Origin of the sequence: Serratia sp. T13T92 (assembly GCF_047530105.1) — a bacterium.
Taxonomy (GTDB): domain Bacteria; phylum Pseudomonadota; class Gammaproteobacteria; order Enterobacterales; family Enterobacteriaceae; genus Chania; species Chania fonticola.
In genome coordinates this window covers 23,722-43,298 of record NZ_JBLJAK010000040.1, presented here as the reverse complement: position 1 = coordinate 43,298, position 19,577 = coordinate 23,722, and the positions used below count along the sequence as shown (strand labels likewise).

Here is a 19,577-nt window from a genome sequence, read left to right as displayed (position 1 = left end):
AACTATGGCCATGATCCGTGCCTTAAACAAAATGACGCGTGCAGGGATGCCAGAAAGTGTGCGGATTGCCTGAGGAAATCAGTGACGAGAGGCGCTTTTATCTAAATCCGAATTATTCAACAAAGCCCAGTAAAGTCTAACAGAGGGGGTTATTTGTGCTTTATCGCATTTGTGTGGCGCACAAAATCCGGATGTAAGGTGATATTTCGTTAAAAAATAATTACTATTTGCAGCGTAATGGCAAAGCGTTGCCGCGATGTAACGCTAATTTAATCTCCGCGTCTCATATTGATGTGACGCGAAACAGAAAGAAGAAGTTGAAAATGACCGCATTTATCTATTTAGCTATGGCGATTATCGCCGAAGTGATCGCCACCACCTTGCTGAAAGCCTCTGAAGGGTTTACCCGCTTGTGGCCATCGGTGTTTGTCGTGTTGGGTTACGCGGTAGCATTTTGGGGGCTTTCGATGGTGGTAAAAACCATGCCGCTGGGGATTGTCTATGCCATCTGGTCCGGGTTGGGGATCGTGCTGGTGTCTATTGCCGCGGTGTTTATTTACCAGCAGAAGCTGGATTTGCCTGCGGTGGTTGGTATGGGGCTGATTATTGCCGGGGTGCTGGTGATCAATCTGCTCTCCAAGTCGGCAGGGCACTGATCGGGAGCTAAAATGCTTTCAGCTCAAAAAAAAGCCAAATTAATGGCTAATCATATTTCTATTATTAAGCTAACAAGCTAGATTACTAAAGTTGTCTTTCCGGTTGCCGCTTGTTGATGAGATGAATAGGCGGCAACTTGAAGCTCAACGGGTGGACATCAAAGATAACCAAACGGGCCCATCGTTCCAGTGGCTCGGGTTATCAGCAATGGCAAAATTACACAGCATCGTTTCGGTTCAGGGGTACGAATAATGATCTCAGCAAAATGGCTGCTTGCCGGCGCCATACTCTCTTTGGCTGCCTGCAGCAGCAATAACAACCAAGAACCACAGCAGATCGCCACCAGTGCCAATATTGGTGCGATACCTACCAGCGAAAGCTGTGCCAGCGTGGGCGGAGTAACCACCATTGCCCATTCGCTCAACGGCGATACGCTCAGAATGTGTCAGATGCCGAACGGCAAACAGTGCGAAGAGTCGGCGCTGGGCGGTGGAGCCTGTGCCCGGTAAGGCCATTTTATCCCGGACGTAAGGTGTTACAGGTTGGCAACCATTGTTACCTACATCACCGTACCAGCTCCCTCTCCCTTTGGGAGAGGGAGCTGGTGAGGGGGGATAATTAGTTAACCCAGTCTTTCAGGGTATACACCAGTTGGTGATCGCTGCCGCTCAGGGTCAGCTGTTGGCCATTGAGTGAGACTTTTGCACCGTTAGCCAGCAGCGTTCCGATGGTTTGATCCCATTGGTTACGTTGTGGATCCGCGCACATCATGCGGGTCGTGGCGAGGTTTTTCACCGTCAGTACGCCGTTTTCTAACTGGCCCTGGCCGAAGAAACGGTTGCACATAGACCCGGAAATATTCATTTTCTCGCCGAACTCAATGCTCGGGCCGCTGCCTTGTTTCGCCTCAACTGCCACACCATCCACGCTTTGCAACACAAAGTTATGATGCAGCAGATCGCTTTCTACTACGGTTTGTTGTTTGGTTTGAGCGGAACCACAGCCAGCCAATAGAGCACAGGCCATTGCTAAAGGGATCAGTTTTTTCATTATTGTTTCCAGAAGATAAACGGGCGCAGCATGCAGCGCCCCTACGAAAAGGTTGAGAGTGTTAGGGACGTAAAGTACGCCCCAAAGTATTAGGCATTAAGCTGATTGGGGCAGGCTTCACCCCGTGCAAGCTGTTCAATATTTTTCAACGTGGTTTGCGAGATACTGGTCAACGCCTCTTCCGTCAGGAACGCCTGGTGGCCGGTAAACAGCACGTTATGGCAGGCGGACAGGCGGCGGAAAACGTCGTCCTGGATCACGTCGTTGGATTTGTCTTCAAAGAACAGGTCGCGTTCGTTCTCGTATACGTCCATCCCCAGCGCACCAATCTTTTGCTGTTTGAGGGCATCGATGGCGGCGGAGGAGTCGATCAAGGCACCGCGGCTGGTGTTAATCACCATCACGCCGTCCTTCATCATGGAAAACGCGTCCGCATTCAGCAGGTGATGGTTTTCCGGCGTTAACGGACAGTGCAGGGTGATCACGTCCGCCTGGGCATACAGCGTTTTAAGATCGACATATTCGGCACCCAGCTCTAACGCCTGCGCGCTTGGGTAGGGGTCGTAGGCCAAGAGCTTCATGCCAAAGCCTTTCAGAATACGCATGGTGGCTACGCCGATCTTACCGGTGCCAATCACCCCGGCGGTGCGGTTATGCATATTGAAGCCGATCAGCCCTTCCAGCGAGAAGTTGGCATCGCGGGTGCGCTGATAAGCACGATGAATGCGGCGGTTCAGGCACATCATCATGCCCACGGCGTGCTCGGCTACGGCTTCTGGTGAATAAGCCGGAACGCGCACCACCTTGATACCCAGCTCTTTCGCCGCATCCAGATCGACGTTATTGAACCCGGCACAACGCAGGGCGAGGATCTCGACCCCAAGCGCAGCCAGCTCTTCCAGCACTTCCCGGCTACCGTCGTCATTGACGAAGATGCACACGGCCTTACAGCCGATAGCCGTTTTGGCGGTTTTCTTGCTTAGCAGAAAGTCGAAAAACTCCAGCTCATAACCAAACTGCTGATTTACCAATTCAAGATACTTACGGTCATACTGTTTGGTGCTGTAAATCGCCATTTTCATCGTGGTTTCTCCCGCGTGATTATGTGATCAAATTAACATATTTTGCCAAATACGACAATGGTTTAGCGCCCTGTGGCGGCGCAGGTCTTTTAGGGTTTTATGCTGATAATCAGTGTATTAGCCATTTTCTATATTCACTGGGTAAATATCAAAATTGCGAAACCTGCTCTATAAATGATGAGATGGGTTCACCTTCACCTGCCAGGGGATCCGTGTCATCATTGCGCCTGGCTAATCGATGTTTATCAGGAACTAAACCTGCGCTTAATGACAAAGAGATTAAAAGTATTCGTAGCGATCGTGGTGGGTATCGCCCTGTTGCTCTTAACGCTATGGCAAACCCTGCCGCGTTGGTTGCCGCGAGCGATCGCTCCTTGGTTGCCGCAGGGTAGCCAACTGGTTTTACAAGGGCCGTTGCGCTGGCATCAGGGATCTTTGTATCTTGATGGGCTGAAGTTCAGCGCCCAAGGCTGTGCCATAGCCAATGTCAGTGAACTGCAACTCTCTTACCAGATGGGCAATTGGCATTTAAAGAGCGAACGAGCGGACGTCGATACCGCCTGCCTGTCAAAATTGCCCGCCGCCGAGGGTGACAGCGCGCCGTTAACGCTAGACCAACTGCAAGCGATGCTGCCGCCGTTTGACCTGAACATCAATCTTCTCACTCTCACCCCATGGCAAGCCTATGCCGGCAAATTGCAGCTGTCATCTGTGGCCACTGGCCAACGGCTGCATTATCAAGGCAAGAATGTCACCGCCGAGGCACAGTTGGATGAACATCAGCAACTGACGTTAAGCAAGCTTAGCATCACGCCACCCAACAGCACGGTTCCTGTTCAACTGACAGGCAAAGTCACCATACCGCTGGATATGGACAGTTTACCAACCCAAGGGGCGTTGCAAGGTGAGATACAAACTGCCTATCTGGAAAAACCCTTGTTGCTGGATTTGCATTGGCAACAGCAGCAGGGGGTGTTGACCCTGACGGAAAAGGGCAGCGACCAACCGTTGGCTACTCTCCCCTGGGCATTAACGCCAAAACAGATCAGCATCGAAAAAGGGGAATGGCGCTGGCCTTACCTGGAGCAACCGCTCAGTGGTGGATTGAATGTGGCGTTGCATGACTGGAGCCAGGGGTTTGACGAAACCCAAATTACCGCACGTTTGAACGTAATCACCGCCGGGCACAACGGCAAGGGCAACGCGGTGCTGACGTTGGGGCCTGGTAGCCTGAGCCTGACCAACAGCGATCTGGGATTCCAGCTTACCGGGCAGGCAAACCTGGCCAATCTCTCGCTTACGGCGTCAATCCCCGGCATTATCAGCGGCTCGATCCTTAACCCAACGCTGGTGCTACAGCCGGGATCTTTACTGCGCGCCTGGGGCAGCCCGGCACCGGATATGAAGCTGGAAGAGGCTCGGCTGCCGCTGGCTGGGGTAAAAGTCACCGCTCTTGGGATCACTGGCCGTTTGCAGGCGATTATCAGCGCCAGCGAAAGTTACTGGGGGCGCTTCAAGCTGCATCTGGACGGTCAGGCACAAGATTTCTGGCCAGACCATGGTCAGTGGCAATGGCGTTCTTGGGGTAACGGCAAGTTACCGCCACTACAAGCTGCATGGGATGTCGCAGGCAGTGGGCGTTGGCAGGACACCAGCATCACCCTGGATCGTCTTTCTACCGGTTTTGATCGGTTGAAATACGGCATGGTCACGGTCGCGACGCCGCGCATGACGCTAAGCCAGCCGATCAAGTGGCAGCGGGATGTCAAAGCACCGAGCCTTACCGGCGGTGTGCAACTGGTGGCTGACAAAACCAGTTTTGGTGCAGGCAGTTATTTGCCAGCTTCGGTGCTGGATTTGCAGTTGCAAGGTACGGGGCCAGACAGTTTCCAATGGCAAGGCGCGTTGCAGGCCGAGCAGATTGGGCCAATCAAGTTGCGTGGCCGCTGGGATGGCGAGCGTCTGCGCGGGGAAGGCTGGTGGCCAAAACAGTCGTTAACGGTATTCCAACCGCTGATTTCACCCGATCTGAACATCAAACTGCGCGCGGGTGAGTTCTATGCACAGTCGGCATTCTCGGCGGCACGAGTGCAGGGGTTTGAAGCTGGTGGCCACTGGGTGGTGCGCAATGGTGGCATGTGGCTGCAAGACGGCGAATTGAGCGGGTTGGATTTTGTCTTGCCCTATCGGTTTAAGAACCACCTGTGGCAGCTTGGGGCCAAAAGGCCGATCATGCTGCGCATCAAATCCATCAAGACGCTGTTTGAGATGCAGAATATTACCGCCGATCTGCAAGGCACCTATCCGTACAGCGAGGCGTATCCGTTGACGTTGAGCAATATCGGTGTAGATATGCTCAACGGTCATATCAGCCTTTCGGCATTACGTATGCCGCAGCATGATGCGGCGGTGCTCAAACTGGATCAAATCGACCTCAGCGCGCTGTTTACCGCGCTCAAGCCAAAGCAGTTCGCCATGTCTGGCCGCATCAACGGTGAGTTACCTCTGTTCCTCAACCACCCCAAATGGCTGGTGCAAAACGGCTGGATCGCCAATGCGGGGGTCATGACGCTGCGGCTGGATAAAGATATGGCCGATGCCATTGGCAGCAATAACTTAGCCACCGGTGCCGCCATCGACTGGCTGCGCTACATGGAAATCAACCGCTCAAAGGCGCGGGTCGATCTCGATAACCTGGGCGAACTGACGCTAAAGGCGCATATCGATGGCGTAAATCCGCAGAAAAATGCCAAGCGTGAGGTTATCCTTAACTATAGCCATCAGGAAAACGTGTTTCAGCTGTGGCGCAGCCTGCGCTTTGGCGACAATTTACAAGAGTGGCTGGAGCAGGCGCTCTCTAAACCCGAGGAACAACAATGAAGAACGCGACAGGGCCATTGCTGGCAGCCGTGTTGGGCGCATCCTTGCTGAGCGGTTGTGTACCGCGCATTGAGGTGGCGACGCCTAAAGATCCCATCACCATCAATATGAACGTCAAAATTGAGCATGAGATCCATATCAAAGTGGATAAGGACGTTGAGAACCTGCTGAAAGACCAAAGCGGTCTGTTCTAGGAGCCAGCATGAAAAAGCATTATCTGTGGTTGATTGCCGCCGGTTGGTTATTCAGCGGGATGGCTCAGGCGTTGACGCTGGATGAAGCCAAGCAGCAGGGGCGGGTGGGCGAAACGCTCAGTGGTTATATCGCTCCGGTGAAGCAGGATGCGGAGACTCAGGCGTTGGTGAAAAAAATCAATGCCGGGCGCGCCGAGAAATATCAGCAGGTGGCCGCCAGCAATCATATCGCCATCGATGAAGTCGCGCGGATGGCCGGGCAGAAGCTGGTGACACGAGCGCCAGCAGGGGAATATGTCCGTGGCATTAACGGTCAGTGGTTGCAGAAATAAAAAAGCGCGCCTTAGGCGCGCAACGGAATTTAAACGGCTTATTGTTCTGAGGGTAAAACGGATTTTGCAGGTGTGTTTCACTTCCCAGAGCGCAATCTCTGCGCCCTGGTATCGCTATTTAAGCGGCGATCACTTCGGCCAGTAACGCTTTGGCATCGGCCTGGGCTTTGGTCGCAACGTCTGGACCGTAGGCAATCCCTTCGGCAAATACGAACTCAACCTCGGTAATACCGATAAAGCCCAGGAACAGACGCAGGTAAGGTTCTACCAGGTCGGTTGGGGTGCCTTTATGGATGCCGCCACGGCTGGTCAGAATGATGGCGCGTTTGTTTTTCACCAAGCCTTCCGGGCCGTTCTCGGTGTAACGGAAGGTGACGCCGGCACGGGCAATCAGGTCAAAATAATTCTTCAACTGAGTTGGGATGTTGAAGTTGTACATCGGCGCGGCGATAACGATAGTATCGTTGGCTTGCAGCTCGGCAATCAGTTCGTCTGACAGGGCCAGTGCTTCTTTCTGGCGTGGGGTCAGCGGGGCATCTGAAGGACGCATTGCGCCAACCAGTTCGCCATCCAGCACAGGGATCGGTTGTGCAGCCAGGTCACGTACGGTGATGGTATCGTTGCTGTGAGTATTGGCCCACTGCTCAACGAAAAAATCAGCCAGTTGGTTAGATTGAGAATAAGTAGCCAGGATGCTGGATTTTAGAACCAATACTTTGCTCATCGAAAATTCCTTTCATGTTGACTGTGACATCAGGGCTGGTTGCCCGTTGCATGAGGTACACTCTATTCACATTGTTCCAACAGGGATAGCGGAATATTTCGAGATCTACGTTCGATTTTATTGAACAAGAAAATCCAGGCTAAACGGATGGATTATGGGGAGAAATGCCATTGTGGTATCCTGCTGCGCTAAGTCAAAAAATCGATAAACCTAATTTAATAAACGCAGTTATTGGCACCTACACGTCAGCTATAACATCAAACCTAGTCCCTGACGTTAACCAGTAGCTGCGAAGAAACAAGGAACACCGAACGTGAAATCTACGCTCGCGGCATTGTCATCCCAACTGGGTGACTTGATGCTCCGTGATCAGCAGCGCCTGCAACGCCGGTTGCAAGGTGCGCGCAAAGTCAAAAGCCCCGAAGCTCAACAGGCGGTTGCCACAGAAATAGCGGGTGATATCGAGCAAGCCTTGCAGAAGGTGCGCTCCCGCGCAGCCTCGTGCCCGAAAATCACTTACCCTGAAAGCTTGCCTGTCAGCCAGAAGAAACAGGACATTCTTGCCGCCATCCGCGATCATCAAGTGGTGATCGTGGCGGGTGAAACCGGCTCCGGCAAGACCACGCAGCTACCGAAAATCTGCCTGGAGTTAGGGCGCGGCGTCAAAGGCCTGATTGGCCACACGCAACCGCGCCGCCTGGCTGCACGCACCGTTGCCAACCGCATTGCCGATGAGCTGGAAACCCCGCTGGGTGGCAGCGTCGGCTACAAGGTGCGCTTCAACGATCAGGTGGGTGAAAATACCCTGGTCAAACTGATGACCGACGGGATCTTGCTGGCCGAAATCCAGCAGGATCGCCTGCTGATGCAGTACGACACCTTGATCATCGATGAGGCGCACGAGCGCAGCCTGAACATCGATTTCATCCTGGGTTACCTGCGGGAGCTGTTACCAAAACGCCCGGATCTGAAGGTGATCATCACCTCTGCCACCATTGATCCGCAGCGCTTTTCTCGCCACTTCAACAATGCGCCGATCATTGAGGTTTCTGGCCGTACCTATCCCGTGGAGGTGCGTTATCGGCCGGTGGTGGACGACGCCGATGATACCGAACGCGATCAGCTTCAGGCCATCTTCGACGCGGTGGACGAATTGGGGCGTGAAGGGCCAGGCGATATCCTGATCTTTATGAGCGGTGAGCGTGAAATCCGTGACACCGCCGATGCGTTGACCAAGCTCAACCTGCCGCACACCGAGGTGCTGCCGCTGTATGCCCGCCTGTCCAACAGTGAACAGAATCGGGTGTTCCAGTCGCACCACGGCCGCCGCATCGTGCTGGCGACCAACGTGGCGGAAACCTCGCTGACCGTGCCGGGTATTAAATACGTTATCGACCCAGGTACGGCGCGTATCAGCCGCTACAGCTTCCGTACCAAAGTGCAGCGTTTGCCGATCGAGCCAGTTTCGCAGGCTTCAGCCAACCAGCGTAAGGGCCGCTGTGGGCGTGTTTCGGACGGTATCTGTATCCGCCTGTTCTCGGAGCAGGATTTCCTGTCTCGCCCGGCGTTTACCGATCCGGAAATTCTGCGAACCAACCTGGCCTCGGTCATTTTGCAGATGACCTCGCTGGGATTGGGCGATATTGCCGCCTTCCCGTTTGTCGAAGCACCTGATAACCGCAATATTCAGGACGGCGTGCGCCTGTTGGAAGAGTTGGGGGCGATCAAAACTGCGGAAAACGGCCACTATCAACTGACCCCACAGGGCCGTCAGTTGGCGCAGTTGCCGATCGACCCACGTTTGGCGCGAATGGTGTTGGAAGCCCAGAAAAGTGGCAGCGTGCGTGAGATGATGATCATCACCTCGGCGTTGTCGATCCAGGATCCGCGTGAGCGGCCAATGGATAAGCAACAGGCCTCCGATGAAAAACACCGCCGCTTCGCCGACAAAGACTCCGATTTTATGGCGTTCGTCAACCTGTGGGATTACCTGAAAGAGCAACAGAAGGAAAACTCTTCCAGCCAGTTCCGCCGCCTGTGCCGCAACGATTTCCTCAACTATCTGCGGGTACGTGAATGGCAGGATATCTACACCCAACTACGCCAGGTAGTGAAAGAGCTGGGCCTGCCGGTCAATAGCGTGCCTTCGGATTATCGCAGCGTGCATACCGCGCTGCTGAGCGGCCTGCTTTCGCACATTGGCCAGAAGGATGCGGATAAGCAAGAGTTTACCGGTGCGCGCAACGCCCGTTTCTCAATCTTCCCTGGCTCCGGGCTGTTCAAGAAGCCGCCGAAATGGACGATGGTGGCAGAACTGGTGGAAACCAGCCGCCTGTGGGGCCGTATAGCCGCGCGTATCGAACCAGAATGGATTGAGCCGATGGCTCAGCACCTGGTCAAGCATCATTACAGCGAACCGCACTGGTCCAAATCCCAGGGCGCGGTGATGGCCAGCGAAAAGGTCACGCTGTTTGGGTTGCCGATCGTCGCGGCTCGCCCGGTGAATTACAGCACCATCGATCCGCTGCTGTGCCGTGAACTGTTTATCCGCCATGCGCTGGTGGAAGGTGACTGGCAAACGCGGCACCCGTTCTTCGCCGCCAACCTGAAGCTGCGTGCCGAAGTAGAAGAGCTGGAACACAAATCGCGCCGCCGGGACATTCTGGTGGATGACGAGACGCTGTTCAGTTTCTACGATCAGCGTATTCCGAGTGACGTGGTGTCCGGGCGTCATTTTGACCAGTGGTGGAAAACCGCCGGGAAGCAGAACGCTGAGCTGCTCAACTTCGAAAAAGAGATGTTGATCAAGGACGGAGCCAATAAGGTCAGCGCGCTGGATTATCCGAACTACTGGTATCAGGGCAACCTCAAGCTTCGCCTGACCTACCAGTTTGAGCCGGGCACCGACGCCGATGGCGTGACAGTGCACATCCCGTTACCGATCCTCAATCAGGTGGAAGAGGCCGGTTTTGAGTGGCAAATCCCCGGTATCCGCCGTGAACTGGTGATCGCGCTGATCAAATCGTTGCCTAAGCCGATGCGCCGCAATTTTGTGCCAGCACCGAACTACGCTGAAGCTTTCCTTGGCCGGGCAACGCCGTTGGAAATGCCGCTGCTGGATTCACTGGAACGCGAGCTACGTCGCATGACCGGCGTGACAGTGTCACGTGAGGATTGGCAGTGGGATCAGGTGCCCGATCATCTGAAAATGACCTTCCGCGTGGTGGGTGAGAAACACAAAACCCTGCGCGAAGGCAAAGATCTGGCCGCGTTGCGGGCCCAGCTCAAAGATAAGGTGCAAGAGACGCTGTCGGCCGTGGCTGATGATGGCCTGGAACAGAGCAATCTGCATATCTGGAGCTTTGGCAAACTGCCTGAGTTTTATGAGCAGAAGCGTGGCGGTTACTCGGTCAAGGCTTACCCGGCGCTGGTGGACGAAAAAGACAGCGTAGCCATCCGCCTGTTTGACAGCGAACAGGAGCAGCAGCAGGCCATGTGGCAAGGTACGCGCCGTTTGTTGCTGTTGAACATCCCTTCGCCGATCAAATATCTGCATGAGAAGTTGCCGAACAAGGCCAAGCTTGGGCTGTATTTCAACCCATATGGCAAAGTGCTGGATCTGATCGACGACTGTATCTCCTGTGGCATCGACAAGCTGATTGCCGAACATGGCGGGCCGGTGTGGGCGGAAGAGAACTTTGCTCGGCTGCAAGAGTTGGTGCGGGCCGAGCTGAACGAAACCGTGGTGGGTGTGGCCAAACAGGTGGAACAGATCCTAACGACGGTGTTCAATATCAACAAACGCCTGAAAGGGCGCGTTGATATCTCGTTGGCGTTGGCGCTGTCCGACATCAAGGCCCAGCTTAATGGCCTGGTTTACCGCGGTTTTGTCACCAATAATGGTTGGAGCCGCCTGTCGGACACCTTGCGTTATCTGCAAGCGATTGAGCGCCGCCTGGAGAAACTGGCGATCGATCCGCACCGCGATCGCGCTCAGATGATCCGGGTGGAGCAGGTCCAACAGGCGTGGCAGCAGTGGCTGAACAAGCTGCCGCCAAAACGCCTGCAGGATGAAGAGGTGAAGGCGGTACGCTGGATGATCGAGGAGTTGCGCGTCAGCCTGTTCGCGCAGCAGTTGGGTACGCCTTACCCGATTTCTGAGAAGCGTATCTTGCAGACCATCGATCAGCTTTCTGCGTAACCTTTAAGCCTTGCTGAACAGGTGAGGCTTAACAAGCTACATCCCAGCAGCGTTAACGGCAGGTGCTGGCCCATGGCGGCCAGTGCCAGGCCTCCAGCGATCAGTAGATAATAGAGTAACCCCAATATCGCACCGGCAGCACCCAGCCGGTTGCGGTAATGCTTCAGGGCCTGGCTGAGAATATTGGGAATGGCCAAGCCAAAGGCCACGGTCACCGCCATACAGGGCAGCAGGATCATCAGACTTGCCTGCCAATACCATGCAGCAACAGCGGCCAACAGGGCCAACAGGCTGGCCATTTGGATCTGCCGGTAAGCGCATAATCCTTTTTGCAGAAGGTAGCGGTTTGCCGCTGCGCCGCACAGGCTGCCAAAGGCCAAAACAATCCCCGAATAACCAAACTGCTCGCTGGTCAGCCCCAAGGTTTCAAAAATAAACGGGACCAGACTGAAGTAGCTGAACGCCATGATGTTAAAACTGGCAACCAGCAACGCCGAGCACCAGATTTGCCTATCGCGCAGCATCTCCTGCAAACAGGGGAGTAAAGCGATACCGGCGGTTTGCTGGCGGGTTTCTGGCAGCGCTCGCCAGCACCAGATCAGCAGCAACAGCGCCAATCCTGCTTGCGCGGAGAAAATGGCCATGCGACCGCCCCAAAACACCAGCATTCCGCCGCTAAACATACCCACTACCGGGCTTATCGACAATGCCATGCCAATTACCGCAAACATCTTTCCTAACGCCTGCCCCTGATAGACATCGCGTAGCATGGTCTGTGTCACCACAGAACCGACGGCCGCACCAAAGGCGATAATGGCGCGTGAGACGATGAGCAACGTGAAAGAGTTGCTCAGCAACGCCAGCAAGGCTCCGGCCGTATACAGCACCAAACCGGCGAGCATGGCGGTTCTACGGCCATATTTGTCACTGATCGTTCCCCAAAACGCCACGCCGAAAGCGAAGGCGAAAAAATAGACCGACAGGGTGTGGCTGGCCTGCGTGGCATCGATCTGGTAATCAAAGCGGATAGCGGTTAACGCCGGGCTATAGAGCGTTTCCAGGATTTGTGGTGCCATGATCATCACGATGATCAGTGGCAGAGGTAGATTTTTGACGGACATGACATTCTCCCTAAAAAGTATCGCCAGTATAGGGAGATGGTGATTGTTCGATTACAATCATCAGAACAAAAAACAATGAGAATAGGACTATGGTATGGCGCTGATTCTGCAATATCAGGTGTTTGATCCGGATAGTTACTCCGCTCCGGTGGTGGGAATTAGTGCCGAGCTGGCGGATCATGATTCTGGCGAACATCAGCATCAACGGGCCCAGATCCTCTATGCTCCACGCGGTTGTATGACGGTGACGTTAGCCGAACGCTGGCTGATCCTGCCGCCAACGCGCATTATCTGGATACCGAGCGGGGTGCGACACCGCGTGCAACTGCGCGGGCAGGTGGCTTACCGTTCGCTTTATTTTGCGGATGCCGCGATGCTGGCAATGCCGCACAGTGCGGTGTTGGCCGCCAATCCGTTACTGGCAGCGGTGATAGAACGCATCGCACATTGGCCGCTTGACTATGCGCAGCAGAACCCCCAGGCGGAAGATTTATTACGAGTCTTGCGCAATGAACTGAGCATGGCGGAGCAGGAAAATACCAGTTTGATGCTACCGAGCGATCCGCGAGTTACGGCCTGGGTTGACGGTTTAAACGGCGTTGAACAACTACCCGGGCTGGTGGTATTGGCGAAGGCGATCAATCTGCATCCTAAAACGCTAACGCGAATTTTCCTGCGGGAAACCGGGCTGAGCTATCAGCAGTGGTGCCAGCAATGGCGTTTGATGCACGCCATTGAGTTACTGGCGCAATTGCCTTCCGTGAGCGCGGTTGCGCAGCGGCTGGCCTTCTCTAGCGACAGCGCGTTTATCGCCTTTTTCCGCCAGTATACCGGCACCACGCCAAAGCGGTTTATGGCGAGTGGGGAACGGGGTGTTGAGTAATTCTTGTTGTTTTGATTGATTGGCAATACCAGTAAAGTGATTTAAATCACAATATGGTGATTATTATAAAATTAATTAAATGCAATTTGAATCACATTTTCAATATTGACAAATTTATAATTAAAGAAGTCCCATCATTTTTTTGTGAACCAGATCTTCAATTGCAATGTATTTCACATTAAAAGTGATTTCAATCACAAAATGGCATCGGATTGCGTTTCCCATTATTACTCCATAAGCTGCAAAGCAATTCCCAATCCTCTTGGAATAACGATAGGAAAAACACATGAATGGATTGATAGATTACTTCCCGGAAAATGCATTTACCGTTCACCAGCAAGATTGCGACTGGCAGCAGGCTATTGATTTATCGATGAGCTGTCTGCTGCAAAATAATATCGTTGAGCCGCGCTATGTGGCGGCTATAAAACACAGTACGCAAAATAATGGCGCATATTATATTCTTACGCCGGAAGTGGCTATGCCCCATGCACGTCCGGAAGAAGGGGCTTTGGGCACGGCATTAACCCTAACGGTATTGCCGCAGGGGGTATATTTCAATGATGACAATCCGCAGGTGAAAGTGTTAATTGGCCTGGCGGCGAAAGATGCCGACAGTCATATCAATGCCATCCAGTTATTGAGTGAAATGTTCTGCGATGACCAGGCAATTGAACAGCTTACTCAGGCAACTAAAGTATCAGAAATAAAAGAAATCATTCAGCGCTTCTGATTTTACACACTCAAGGATCAATATAATGGCCAATAAAACAATGCGAGCCAGAGTGCAAGCTTTTGGCGGGTTCCTGACGGCTATGGTAATCCCTAATATCGGCGCATTTATTGCGTGGGGATTTATTACGGCACTGTTTATTCCCACCGGTTGGATGCCTAACGCCCACTTTGGGCAACTGGTCGGGCCGATGATCACCTATTTACTACCGCTGATGATCGGTTCCACCGGTGGCTACCTGATCGCGGAAAAACGTGGCGCGGTGATGGGGGGGATTGGCACCATCGGCGTGATTGTAGGGGCCGATATTCCCATGTTCATCGGTGCGATGGTAATGGGTCCGCTGGGCGGGGTGATCATCAAATATATCGACACCAAGCTGGATAAGCGTATCCCCGCTGGCTTTGAGATGGTGGTCAATAACTTCTCTCTGGGGATTGCCGGCATGTTCTTGTGCCTGTTTGCCTACGAGGTGATTGGCCCAGCGGTACAGCAGGCTAACCATTTGGTACGTGCTGGCATTGAATCTCTGGTAGCGACTGGATACCTACCGCTGCTGTCGATTATCAACGAACCGGCGAAGGTGCTATTTCTGAATAACGCCATCGATCAGGGGGTGTATTACCCGCTGGGCATGCAGGATACGGCGGTGAATGGTCGTTCGGTGTTCTTTATGGTGGCCTCTAACCCTGGGCCTGGGCTTGGTATCCTGCTAGCGTTTTCGCTATTTGGCCAAGGTATGAGCAAAAAGTCGGCACCGGGCGCGATGATTATCCACTTCCTCGGGGGTATTCACGAACTCTACTTCCCATATGTGCTGATGAAGCCGCTGATGATCATTGCCATGATTGCCGGCGGCATGGCGGGGATCTACGTGTTTGATCTGATGGGTGCTGGTTTGGTTGCCGGGCCAAGCCCGGGTTCAATTTTTGCCTATCTGGCTCTGACGCCGCGTGGTGGCTTTGCTGGTACCTTGGCGGGCGTCGCCGCCGGGACACTGGTTTCGTTCCTGATTGCAACACTGATCCTGAAAACCGAGAAAAAACAGGCGACCGAAGACGGTTTTGATGACTCACAGCGGCAGGTGAAAGCCTTGAAAGCTGCGGGCAAAGGGCAAACACAACCGATCCGCCACATCGCATTTGTTTGTGATGCAGGCATGGGTTCCAGCGCGATGGGAGCAACCACCTTCCGTAAACGTTTGGAGAAAGCCGGGGTGCCGATCAGCGTGAAGCACTACGCCATTGAAAATATTCCGCCGGAAGCCGACCTGATTGTGACGCACTCTAGCCTGGAAGGGCGAGCCGAACGGGTGAGCGATAAACCCAAAGTATTGATCAGCAATTATCTCGGTGACAGCAATCTCGATCGTTTGTTGGAACAACTGGTTGCCACAAACTCAGAAAAGGAAGCCGTATGAAAACCCAAGCCGCCTCTATTTATGGCCAAAACGACGTTCGCCTGCGTGAGTTTGAATTACCGCCACTAGGTGATGATGAACTGTTGGTTAAGGTCATTTCCGACAGTGTGTGCCTGTCTACCTGGAAGGCCGCCAAATTGGGGGCTAACCACAAGCGGGTACCTGATGACGTTGCCGAACATCCGGCGATCACTGGCCATGAATGTGCCGGGATCATTGAGCAGGTGGGCAAAAACCTACAGCAACGCTACCGGGCTGGGCAACGTTTTGTGCTGCAACCGGCGATGGGATTGCCGAGTGGTTATTCGGCGGGTTATAGCTACGAGTTTTTCGGCGGCAATGCCACCTATATGATTATTCCACAGCAGGCTGTGGAGCTAGGTTGTGTATTACCGTATGAAGGCAGCTATTTTGCGGCGGCCTCTTTGGCAGAACCGATGTGCTGCATCATAGGTGCCTACCATGCCAATTACCATACGACGCAATATGTCTATGAGCATCGCATGGGGATCAAACCCGGCGGCAACGTGGCGTTATTGGCCAGTGCCGGGCCGATGGGCATTGGTGCGATCGATTATGCCATCAACGGCAACATCCGCCCTGCGCGGGTAGTGGTCGTGGATATCGACGAGGCGCGTTTGGCGCGAGCCAGATTGCTATTGCCGGAAAGCGTAGCGAGTGAAAAAGGCGTTGAACTGGTGTATTTCAACAGCAGCAAGGTTGCCGACCCGGTGGCTGCCTTACGCGACCTGACGCAGGGCCACGGCTTTGACGATGTTTTCGTTTATGCTGCGGTGGCCGATGTGCTGGTGCTGGGGGATGATCTGCTGGCTGAAGACGGTTGCCTGAATTTCTTTGCGGGCCCAACCGACAGTGAATTCAAAGTGCCGTTTAACTTTTACAACGTGCATTATGCATCCACACATGTCGTGGGCACTTCGGGGGGCTCGACGGGAGATATGTTGGAGGCGCTGCAACTGACCGCTGAAGGCCGCATTAATCCTTCGGTGATGATCACCCATATAGGTGGGCTGGATGCCGTGCCGGAAACCATCATCAATCTACCTTCGATCCCCGGCGGGAAAAAGCTGATCTATAACTTTGCCACCATGCCGTTAACCGCGATTGCCGATTTCCCAGAGCTCGGGAAAACAGACCCATTCTATGCCCGCCTGGCGGAACTGGTGGCTGAAAGCCACGGCGTGTGGAACGAACAGGCCGAGCGTTTCCTGCTGCAACATTTTGGCGTGGAAACAGGAGTATAACTGCCGATGAAATCGCTGGCTTATGACATTGTACGCACCACTCAACAGGCTGCATTGGCTGCCTGGCCGCTGCTGGGCTGTGGTGATAAAAATCAAATTGATGGGGTGGCCGTCGCGGCCATGCGTCAGCAACTGAGCGGTATGGCCATGCAGGGGCAGATTGTGATCGGTGAAGGCGAAATCGATCAGGCTCCCATGCTGTATATCGGTGAGCGGTTGGGGAGCGGGAATGGCCCGGCAGTGGACATTGCTGTTGATCCTATCGAAGGCACGCGGATGGTGGCCATGGGCCAATATAATGCGCTGGCCGTGATCGCCTTTGCCCCACACAATGCTTTGTTGCATGCCCCAGACATGTATATGCGCAAGATGGTGGTGGGGCCAGGAGCTAAAGGGGCTATAGATTTGCGGTTGCCTCTGGAGCAAAATCTGCGGCAAGTAGCGCAGGCATTGGGTAAGCCATTGCATCAACTACGAATGATCACGCTGGATAAACCGCGCCATGGACTGATCCGCCAACAGGCGCAGGAGCTGGGGGTTAAGATTTTTGCCATTCCTGACGGTGACGTGGCCGCCAGCCTGATGACCTGCCTACCAGGTGGTGAAGCCGACATCATGTATACCTTGGGGGGCGCGCCGGAAGGGGTCATATCGGCCTGTGCGGTGCGTCTGCTGGGCGGAGATATGCAAGCCGAGCTGATCGATTTCTGCCAGGCGAAAGGCGATACGCCAGAGCACAGAATACTGGCGCAGGAAGAACGGCGGCGCTGCAGCAACATGGGAATTGAGATTAACACCATTTTGCCGCTCAATGCTCTGATCGCCAGTGATGAGGTGATTTTTTCGGCAACCGGGATAACCAAAGGTGACATTATCGGCGGAATAAAACAAAAAGAGGGGTACTTGAGCACAGAAACCCTTATGATTAATGGTACCGACGGATCGTGTAATAGAATTCATACATTACACTTGCATTGATGGTATCGTAGGACGAATGAAAACGTTGACAGAAGATGAAATAATTGAACAACTGGACGAGCAGGAACAATTGCTTAGTTGGTTACAGAAGGCAAATGAGATTTTATTTTCTGCTGTCAAAACCTATTTGCCACAGGTGTTTGTCAATAACGATCCCGACATACTCGAATATGCGGTAAAGCCATTGTTGGCAAAATCCGGCCCATTGGACAATATGGATGTCTCCCTACGCTTATTGTACGCATTAGGGAAAATCAAAAAAACCGTTTATGCCGATATCATCTGTCTTTCACAATTTAGCCAGCATGTGCAGGCGGAAAATAGCTCGCTGAGCTTTCATGATGAAATGACCTTTGATTTTATTGCCAACCTTAACGCCATTACGGAAAACGAACAGCTTTTCAGTGCGATAAGAAAGATGAAGTTTTCCAGCTTTGAGGTTTTTAATACCGAGCGCTACGGCAACATGATTAAAACCGGATTAACGCTGGCGGTGACTTCGCTGTTAAAGGAACTGACCAATGAAAATAGCGCTAACTGTTAATGGGCTGACGATCGATGCCTTCTTTACCGATGAGGAGGTCGAGCTGGTGCACTTACCTTTGCTGCGCCTGTTGGCCCAAAAGCAGCAGCAAAAGGGAGGGCGCCTGGTGGTATTCCTGGCGGCACCTCCCGGCAGTGGTAAATCGACGCTGACGGCCTTCTGGCAGCATTTATCGGCACAGCATGATGAATTACCGGCATTGCAAACTCTGCCGATGGACGGCTTTCACCGTCCTAACTCCTGGCTTGATGCACAAGGGTTGCGCAGCAAGAAAGGAATGCCAGAAACCTTTGATCGTCAGCAGCTCGAGTTAGCGTTGGCTTCACTCGATCAACCACGGCCATTCTGGCCTACCTACGATCGCGTATTGCACGATCCGGTGCCCAACGCGATCGAGGTGACCGCACCGGTAACGATCGTAGAAGGTAACTGGTTGTTACTTGATGATCCAGGTTGGCGCGATCTGGCACGCCACAGCGACTTAACGCTATTTATTCAGGCACCAGCACAGCAACTGCGGGCAAGGCTGATCGAGCGTAAAATGCGTGGTGGTTCATCACTGGAGCAGGCCAGCACCTTTTATCAGCAAACCGATGGGCCAAACGTTGATAGGGTATTGCAGCACAGTTTGCCCGCCACCATTACCCTCCAGTGGGATAACGGTGGCCTGCGCTGTTCGGAGGAGTCACTTACCGGCGGCTAAGAGATCCAATGCATCGCGAATGCCGGTAACTGACAGCGCGCGGTTATCGGCACGGTAGCGGTCTTGTGCTGCGGGTGCAGAACTTTGGATAGCGATAAGTCGCCAGCCTTCGGCGGTCTTCAAGATCAATGGGGAGCCGCTGTCACCGGGTAAGGTGTCGCACTGGTGTGATAACACGCCTTGTTGCGCCCAACCGGTGACTTTACAATTTTGATGGCTGTACAGATCGTCCAGATGATCTTCTGGATAACCGGCCTGAGTGACCAGGCGCTTTGCCAGCTTTAAGGTTTGCGTTAACGCTTTTCCGTCACCTTGCCATAATGGCAACGGTTTAATCGCCAGCGGCTTGTTATCTTTTAACCTGATCAACGCAAAATCATACGCTGCCGCCGCCGGTGGCACGATCCAGCCGTCACCATCCGCCTTCAGCTTTTTACCTAATGACTTATCGACCAGCGTTTCGATATTTTCCGTCTGGTATTGCCAGCCTTTGCTACCGGAAATAAAGCGCAGCGCCACGGCCTTATCAAGATTGCCGGGAGGGGCCAGTACGCAGTGGCCAGCGGTGAGCGCCAGATGGGGGGAGATCAGCGTAGCGGTACACAGGTTGCCACTGGCGGTTTCTACCTGACCAATGGCCTGCCACGGCCAACCGCTGGTTTCGGTGACTTTAATTCGGTCGTCTTTGCCAAAAAACAGACGGGTTTGATCGGCCGCAGACGCCTCGGAAGGGCTATCAGCATGCGCAGAATGGGATAAAGCCAAAGGAAATGAGCACAACAACAGTAAAACAGAGATGCGCATAGGTTT

At 53.5% G+C, this 19,577-nt stretch carries 18 protein-coding genes; 13 read left to right on the top strand and 5 right to left on the bottom strand.

The features are described from left to right. Nucleotides 1–323 precede the first annotated feature (323 nt). The gene (locus ACMV5I_RS24015) at nucleotides 324–656 is read left to right on the top strand and encodes an SMR family transporter (RefSeq protein ID WP_021806525.1); all 333 of its coding nucleotides are present in this window, start codon (nucleotides 324–326) and stop codon (nucleotides 654–656) included. A gap of 252 nt (nucleotides 657–908) precedes the next feature. After that, nucleotides 909–1,166 (top strand): DUF333 domain-containing protein, encoded by a 258-nt coding sequence (locus tag ACMV5I_RS24010; protein ID WP_024486552.1) that lies wholly within the window; start codon nucleotides 909–911, stop codon nucleotides 1,164–1,166. 109 nt (nucleotides 1,167–1,275) lie between these two features. On the opposite strand, the gene hslJ is transcribed toward ACMV5I_RS24010, so the two are convergent. Together hslJ and ACMV5I_RS24000 are read right to left on the bottom strand one after the other, a co-directional pair. After that, nucleotides 1,276–1,707, bottom strand: coding sequence for a heat shock protein HslJ (gene hslJ / locus ACMV5I_RS24005; RefSeq protein ID WP_024486551.1), 432 nt, complete (start codon nucleotides 1,705–1,707; stop codon nucleotides 1,276–1,278). Nucleotides 1,708–1,796: 89 nt separating this feature from the next. Then, nucleotides 1,797–2,789 carry a 2-hydroxyacid dehydrogenase gene (locus ACMV5I_RS24000; protein WP_024486550.1) on the bottom strand — a complete coding sequence of 331 codons (993 nt, stop codon included), beginning with the start codon at nucleotides 2,787–2,789 and terminating at the stop codon, nucleotides 1,797–1,799. Between the two features lie 267 nt (nucleotides 2,790–3,056). On the opposite strand from ACMV5I_RS24000, the gene ACMV5I_RS23995 reads away from it, so the two are divergent. Genes ACMV5I_RS23995 through ACMV5I_RS23985 form a run of 3 tightly spaced genes read left to right on the top strand, consistent with a single transcriptional unit; the run spans nucleotide 3,057 to nucleotide 6,195 of the window. Then, a complete protein-coding gene (locus ACMV5I_RS23995; RefSeq protein ID WP_414825460.1) occupies nucleotides 3,057–5,669 on the top strand; it encodes a YdbH family protein in 2,613 nt (870 codons plus the stop codon). Next, nucleotides 5,666–5,863 (top strand): YnbE family lipoprotein, encoded by a 198-nt coding sequence (locus ACMV5I_RS23990; protein WP_024486548.1) that lies wholly within the window; start codon nucleotides 5,666–5,668, stop codon nucleotides 5,861–5,863. Before ACMV5I_RS23995 ends, ACMV5I_RS23990 begins: the two co-directional genes overlap by 4 nt. Nucleotides 5,864–5,871: 8 nt before the next feature. Then, nucleotides 5,872–6,195, top strand: a complete 324-nt coding sequence (locus ACMV5I_RS23985) for a YdbL family protein (RefSeq protein ID WP_024486547.1) — start codon at nucleotides 5,872–5,874, stop codon at nucleotides 6,193–6,195. Nucleotides 6,196–6,313: 118 nt separating this feature from the next. On the opposite strand, the gene azoR is transcribed toward ACMV5I_RS23985, so the two are convergent. Continuing rightward, entirely contained in the window at nucleotides 6,314–6,919 is a 606-nt protein-coding gene (gene azoR, locus ACMV5I_RS23980; protein WP_024486546.1) for an FMN-dependent NADH-azoreductase, read from the bottom strand. 313 nt (nucleotides 6,920–7,232) lie between these two features. On the opposite strand from azoR, the gene hrpA reads away from it, so the two are divergent. Beyond that, nucleotides 7,233–11,120, top strand: a complete 3,888-nt coding sequence (gene hrpA, locus ACMV5I_RS23975; RefSeq protein ID WP_202671828.1) for an ATP-dependent RNA helicase HrpA — start codon at nucleotides 7,233–7,235, stop codon at nucleotides 11,118–11,120. Here hrpA and ACMV5I_RS23970 read toward each other — a convergent pair. After that, on the bottom strand, nucleotides 11,105–12,241 hold the full coding sequence (locus ACMV5I_RS23970) for an MFS transporter (RefSeq protein ID WP_414825459.1): 1,137 nt from the start codon (nucleotides 12,239–12,241) through the stop codon (nucleotides 11,105–11,107). The two genes, hrpA and ACMV5I_RS23970, sit on opposite strands and share 16 nt — an antisense overlap. A gap of 94 nt (nucleotides 12,242–12,335) precedes the next feature. Between ACMV5I_RS23970 and ACMV5I_RS23965 the strand changes: the two genes are divergently transcribed. The 7 genes from ACMV5I_RS23965 (at nucleotide 12,336) to ACMV5I_RS23935 (ending at nucleotide 18,767) form a co-directional block, all read left to right on the top strand. Further along, nucleotides 12,336–13,124, top strand: coding sequence for an AraC family transcriptional regulator (locus tag ACMV5I_RS23965; protein WP_414825458.1), 789 nt, complete (start codon nucleotides 12,336–12,338; stop codon nucleotides 13,122–13,124). 286 nt (nucleotides 13,125–13,410) lie between these two features. Then, nucleotides 13,411–13,857, top strand: a complete 447-nt coding sequence (locus ACMV5I_RS23960) for a PTS sugar transporter subunit IIA (protein WP_414825457.1) — start codon at nucleotides 13,411–13,413, stop codon at nucleotides 13,855–13,857. Between the two features lie 25 nt (nucleotides 13,858–13,882). Next, nucleotides 13,883–15,277, top strand: coding sequence for a PTS mannitol transporter subunit IICB (locus ACMV5I_RS23955; RefSeq protein ID WP_414825456.1), 1,395 nt, complete (start codon nucleotides 13,883–13,885; stop codon nucleotides 15,275–15,277). Then, nucleotides 15,274–16,542, top strand: a complete 1,269-nt coding sequence (locus tag ACMV5I_RS23950; RefSeq protein ID WP_414825455.1) for a zinc-binding dehydrogenase — start codon at nucleotides 15,274–15,276, stop codon at nucleotides 16,540–16,542. Before ACMV5I_RS23955 ends, ACMV5I_RS23950 begins: the two co-directional genes overlap by 4 nt. Nucleotides 16,543–16,548: 6 nt before the next feature. After that, the gene (gene glpX / locus ACMV5I_RS23945; RefSeq protein WP_121606944.1) at nucleotides 16,549–17,520 is read left to right on the top strand and encodes a class II fructose-bisphosphatase; all 972 of its coding nucleotides are present in this window, start codon (nucleotides 16,549–16,551) and stop codon (nucleotides 17,518–17,520) included. Nucleotides 17,521–17,536: 16 nt separating this feature from the next. Further along, nucleotides 17,537–18,064 (top strand): MltR family transcriptional regulator, encoded by a 528-nt coding sequence (locus ACMV5I_RS23940; protein ID WP_024487034.1) that lies wholly within the window; start codon nucleotides 17,537–17,539, stop codon nucleotides 18,062–18,064. Next, entirely contained in the window at nucleotides 18,042–18,767 is a 726-nt protein-coding gene (locus ACMV5I_RS23935) for a nucleoside/nucleotide kinase family protein (protein WP_121606943.1), read from the top strand. Before ACMV5I_RS23940 ends, ACMV5I_RS23935 begins: the two co-directional genes overlap by 23 nt. Here the strand turns inward: ACMV5I_RS23935 and ACMV5I_RS23930 are convergent. Next, complete coding sequence (locus ACMV5I_RS23930; RefSeq protein WP_065685760.1) at nucleotides 18,750–19,571, bottom strand: trypsin-like serine peptidase; 822 nt, start codon at nucleotides 19,569–19,571, stop codon at nucleotides 18,750–18,752. The genes ACMV5I_RS23935 and ACMV5I_RS23930 overlap by 18 nt on opposite strands. Between the last annotated feature and the right edge of the window lie 6 nt (nucleotides 19,572–19,577).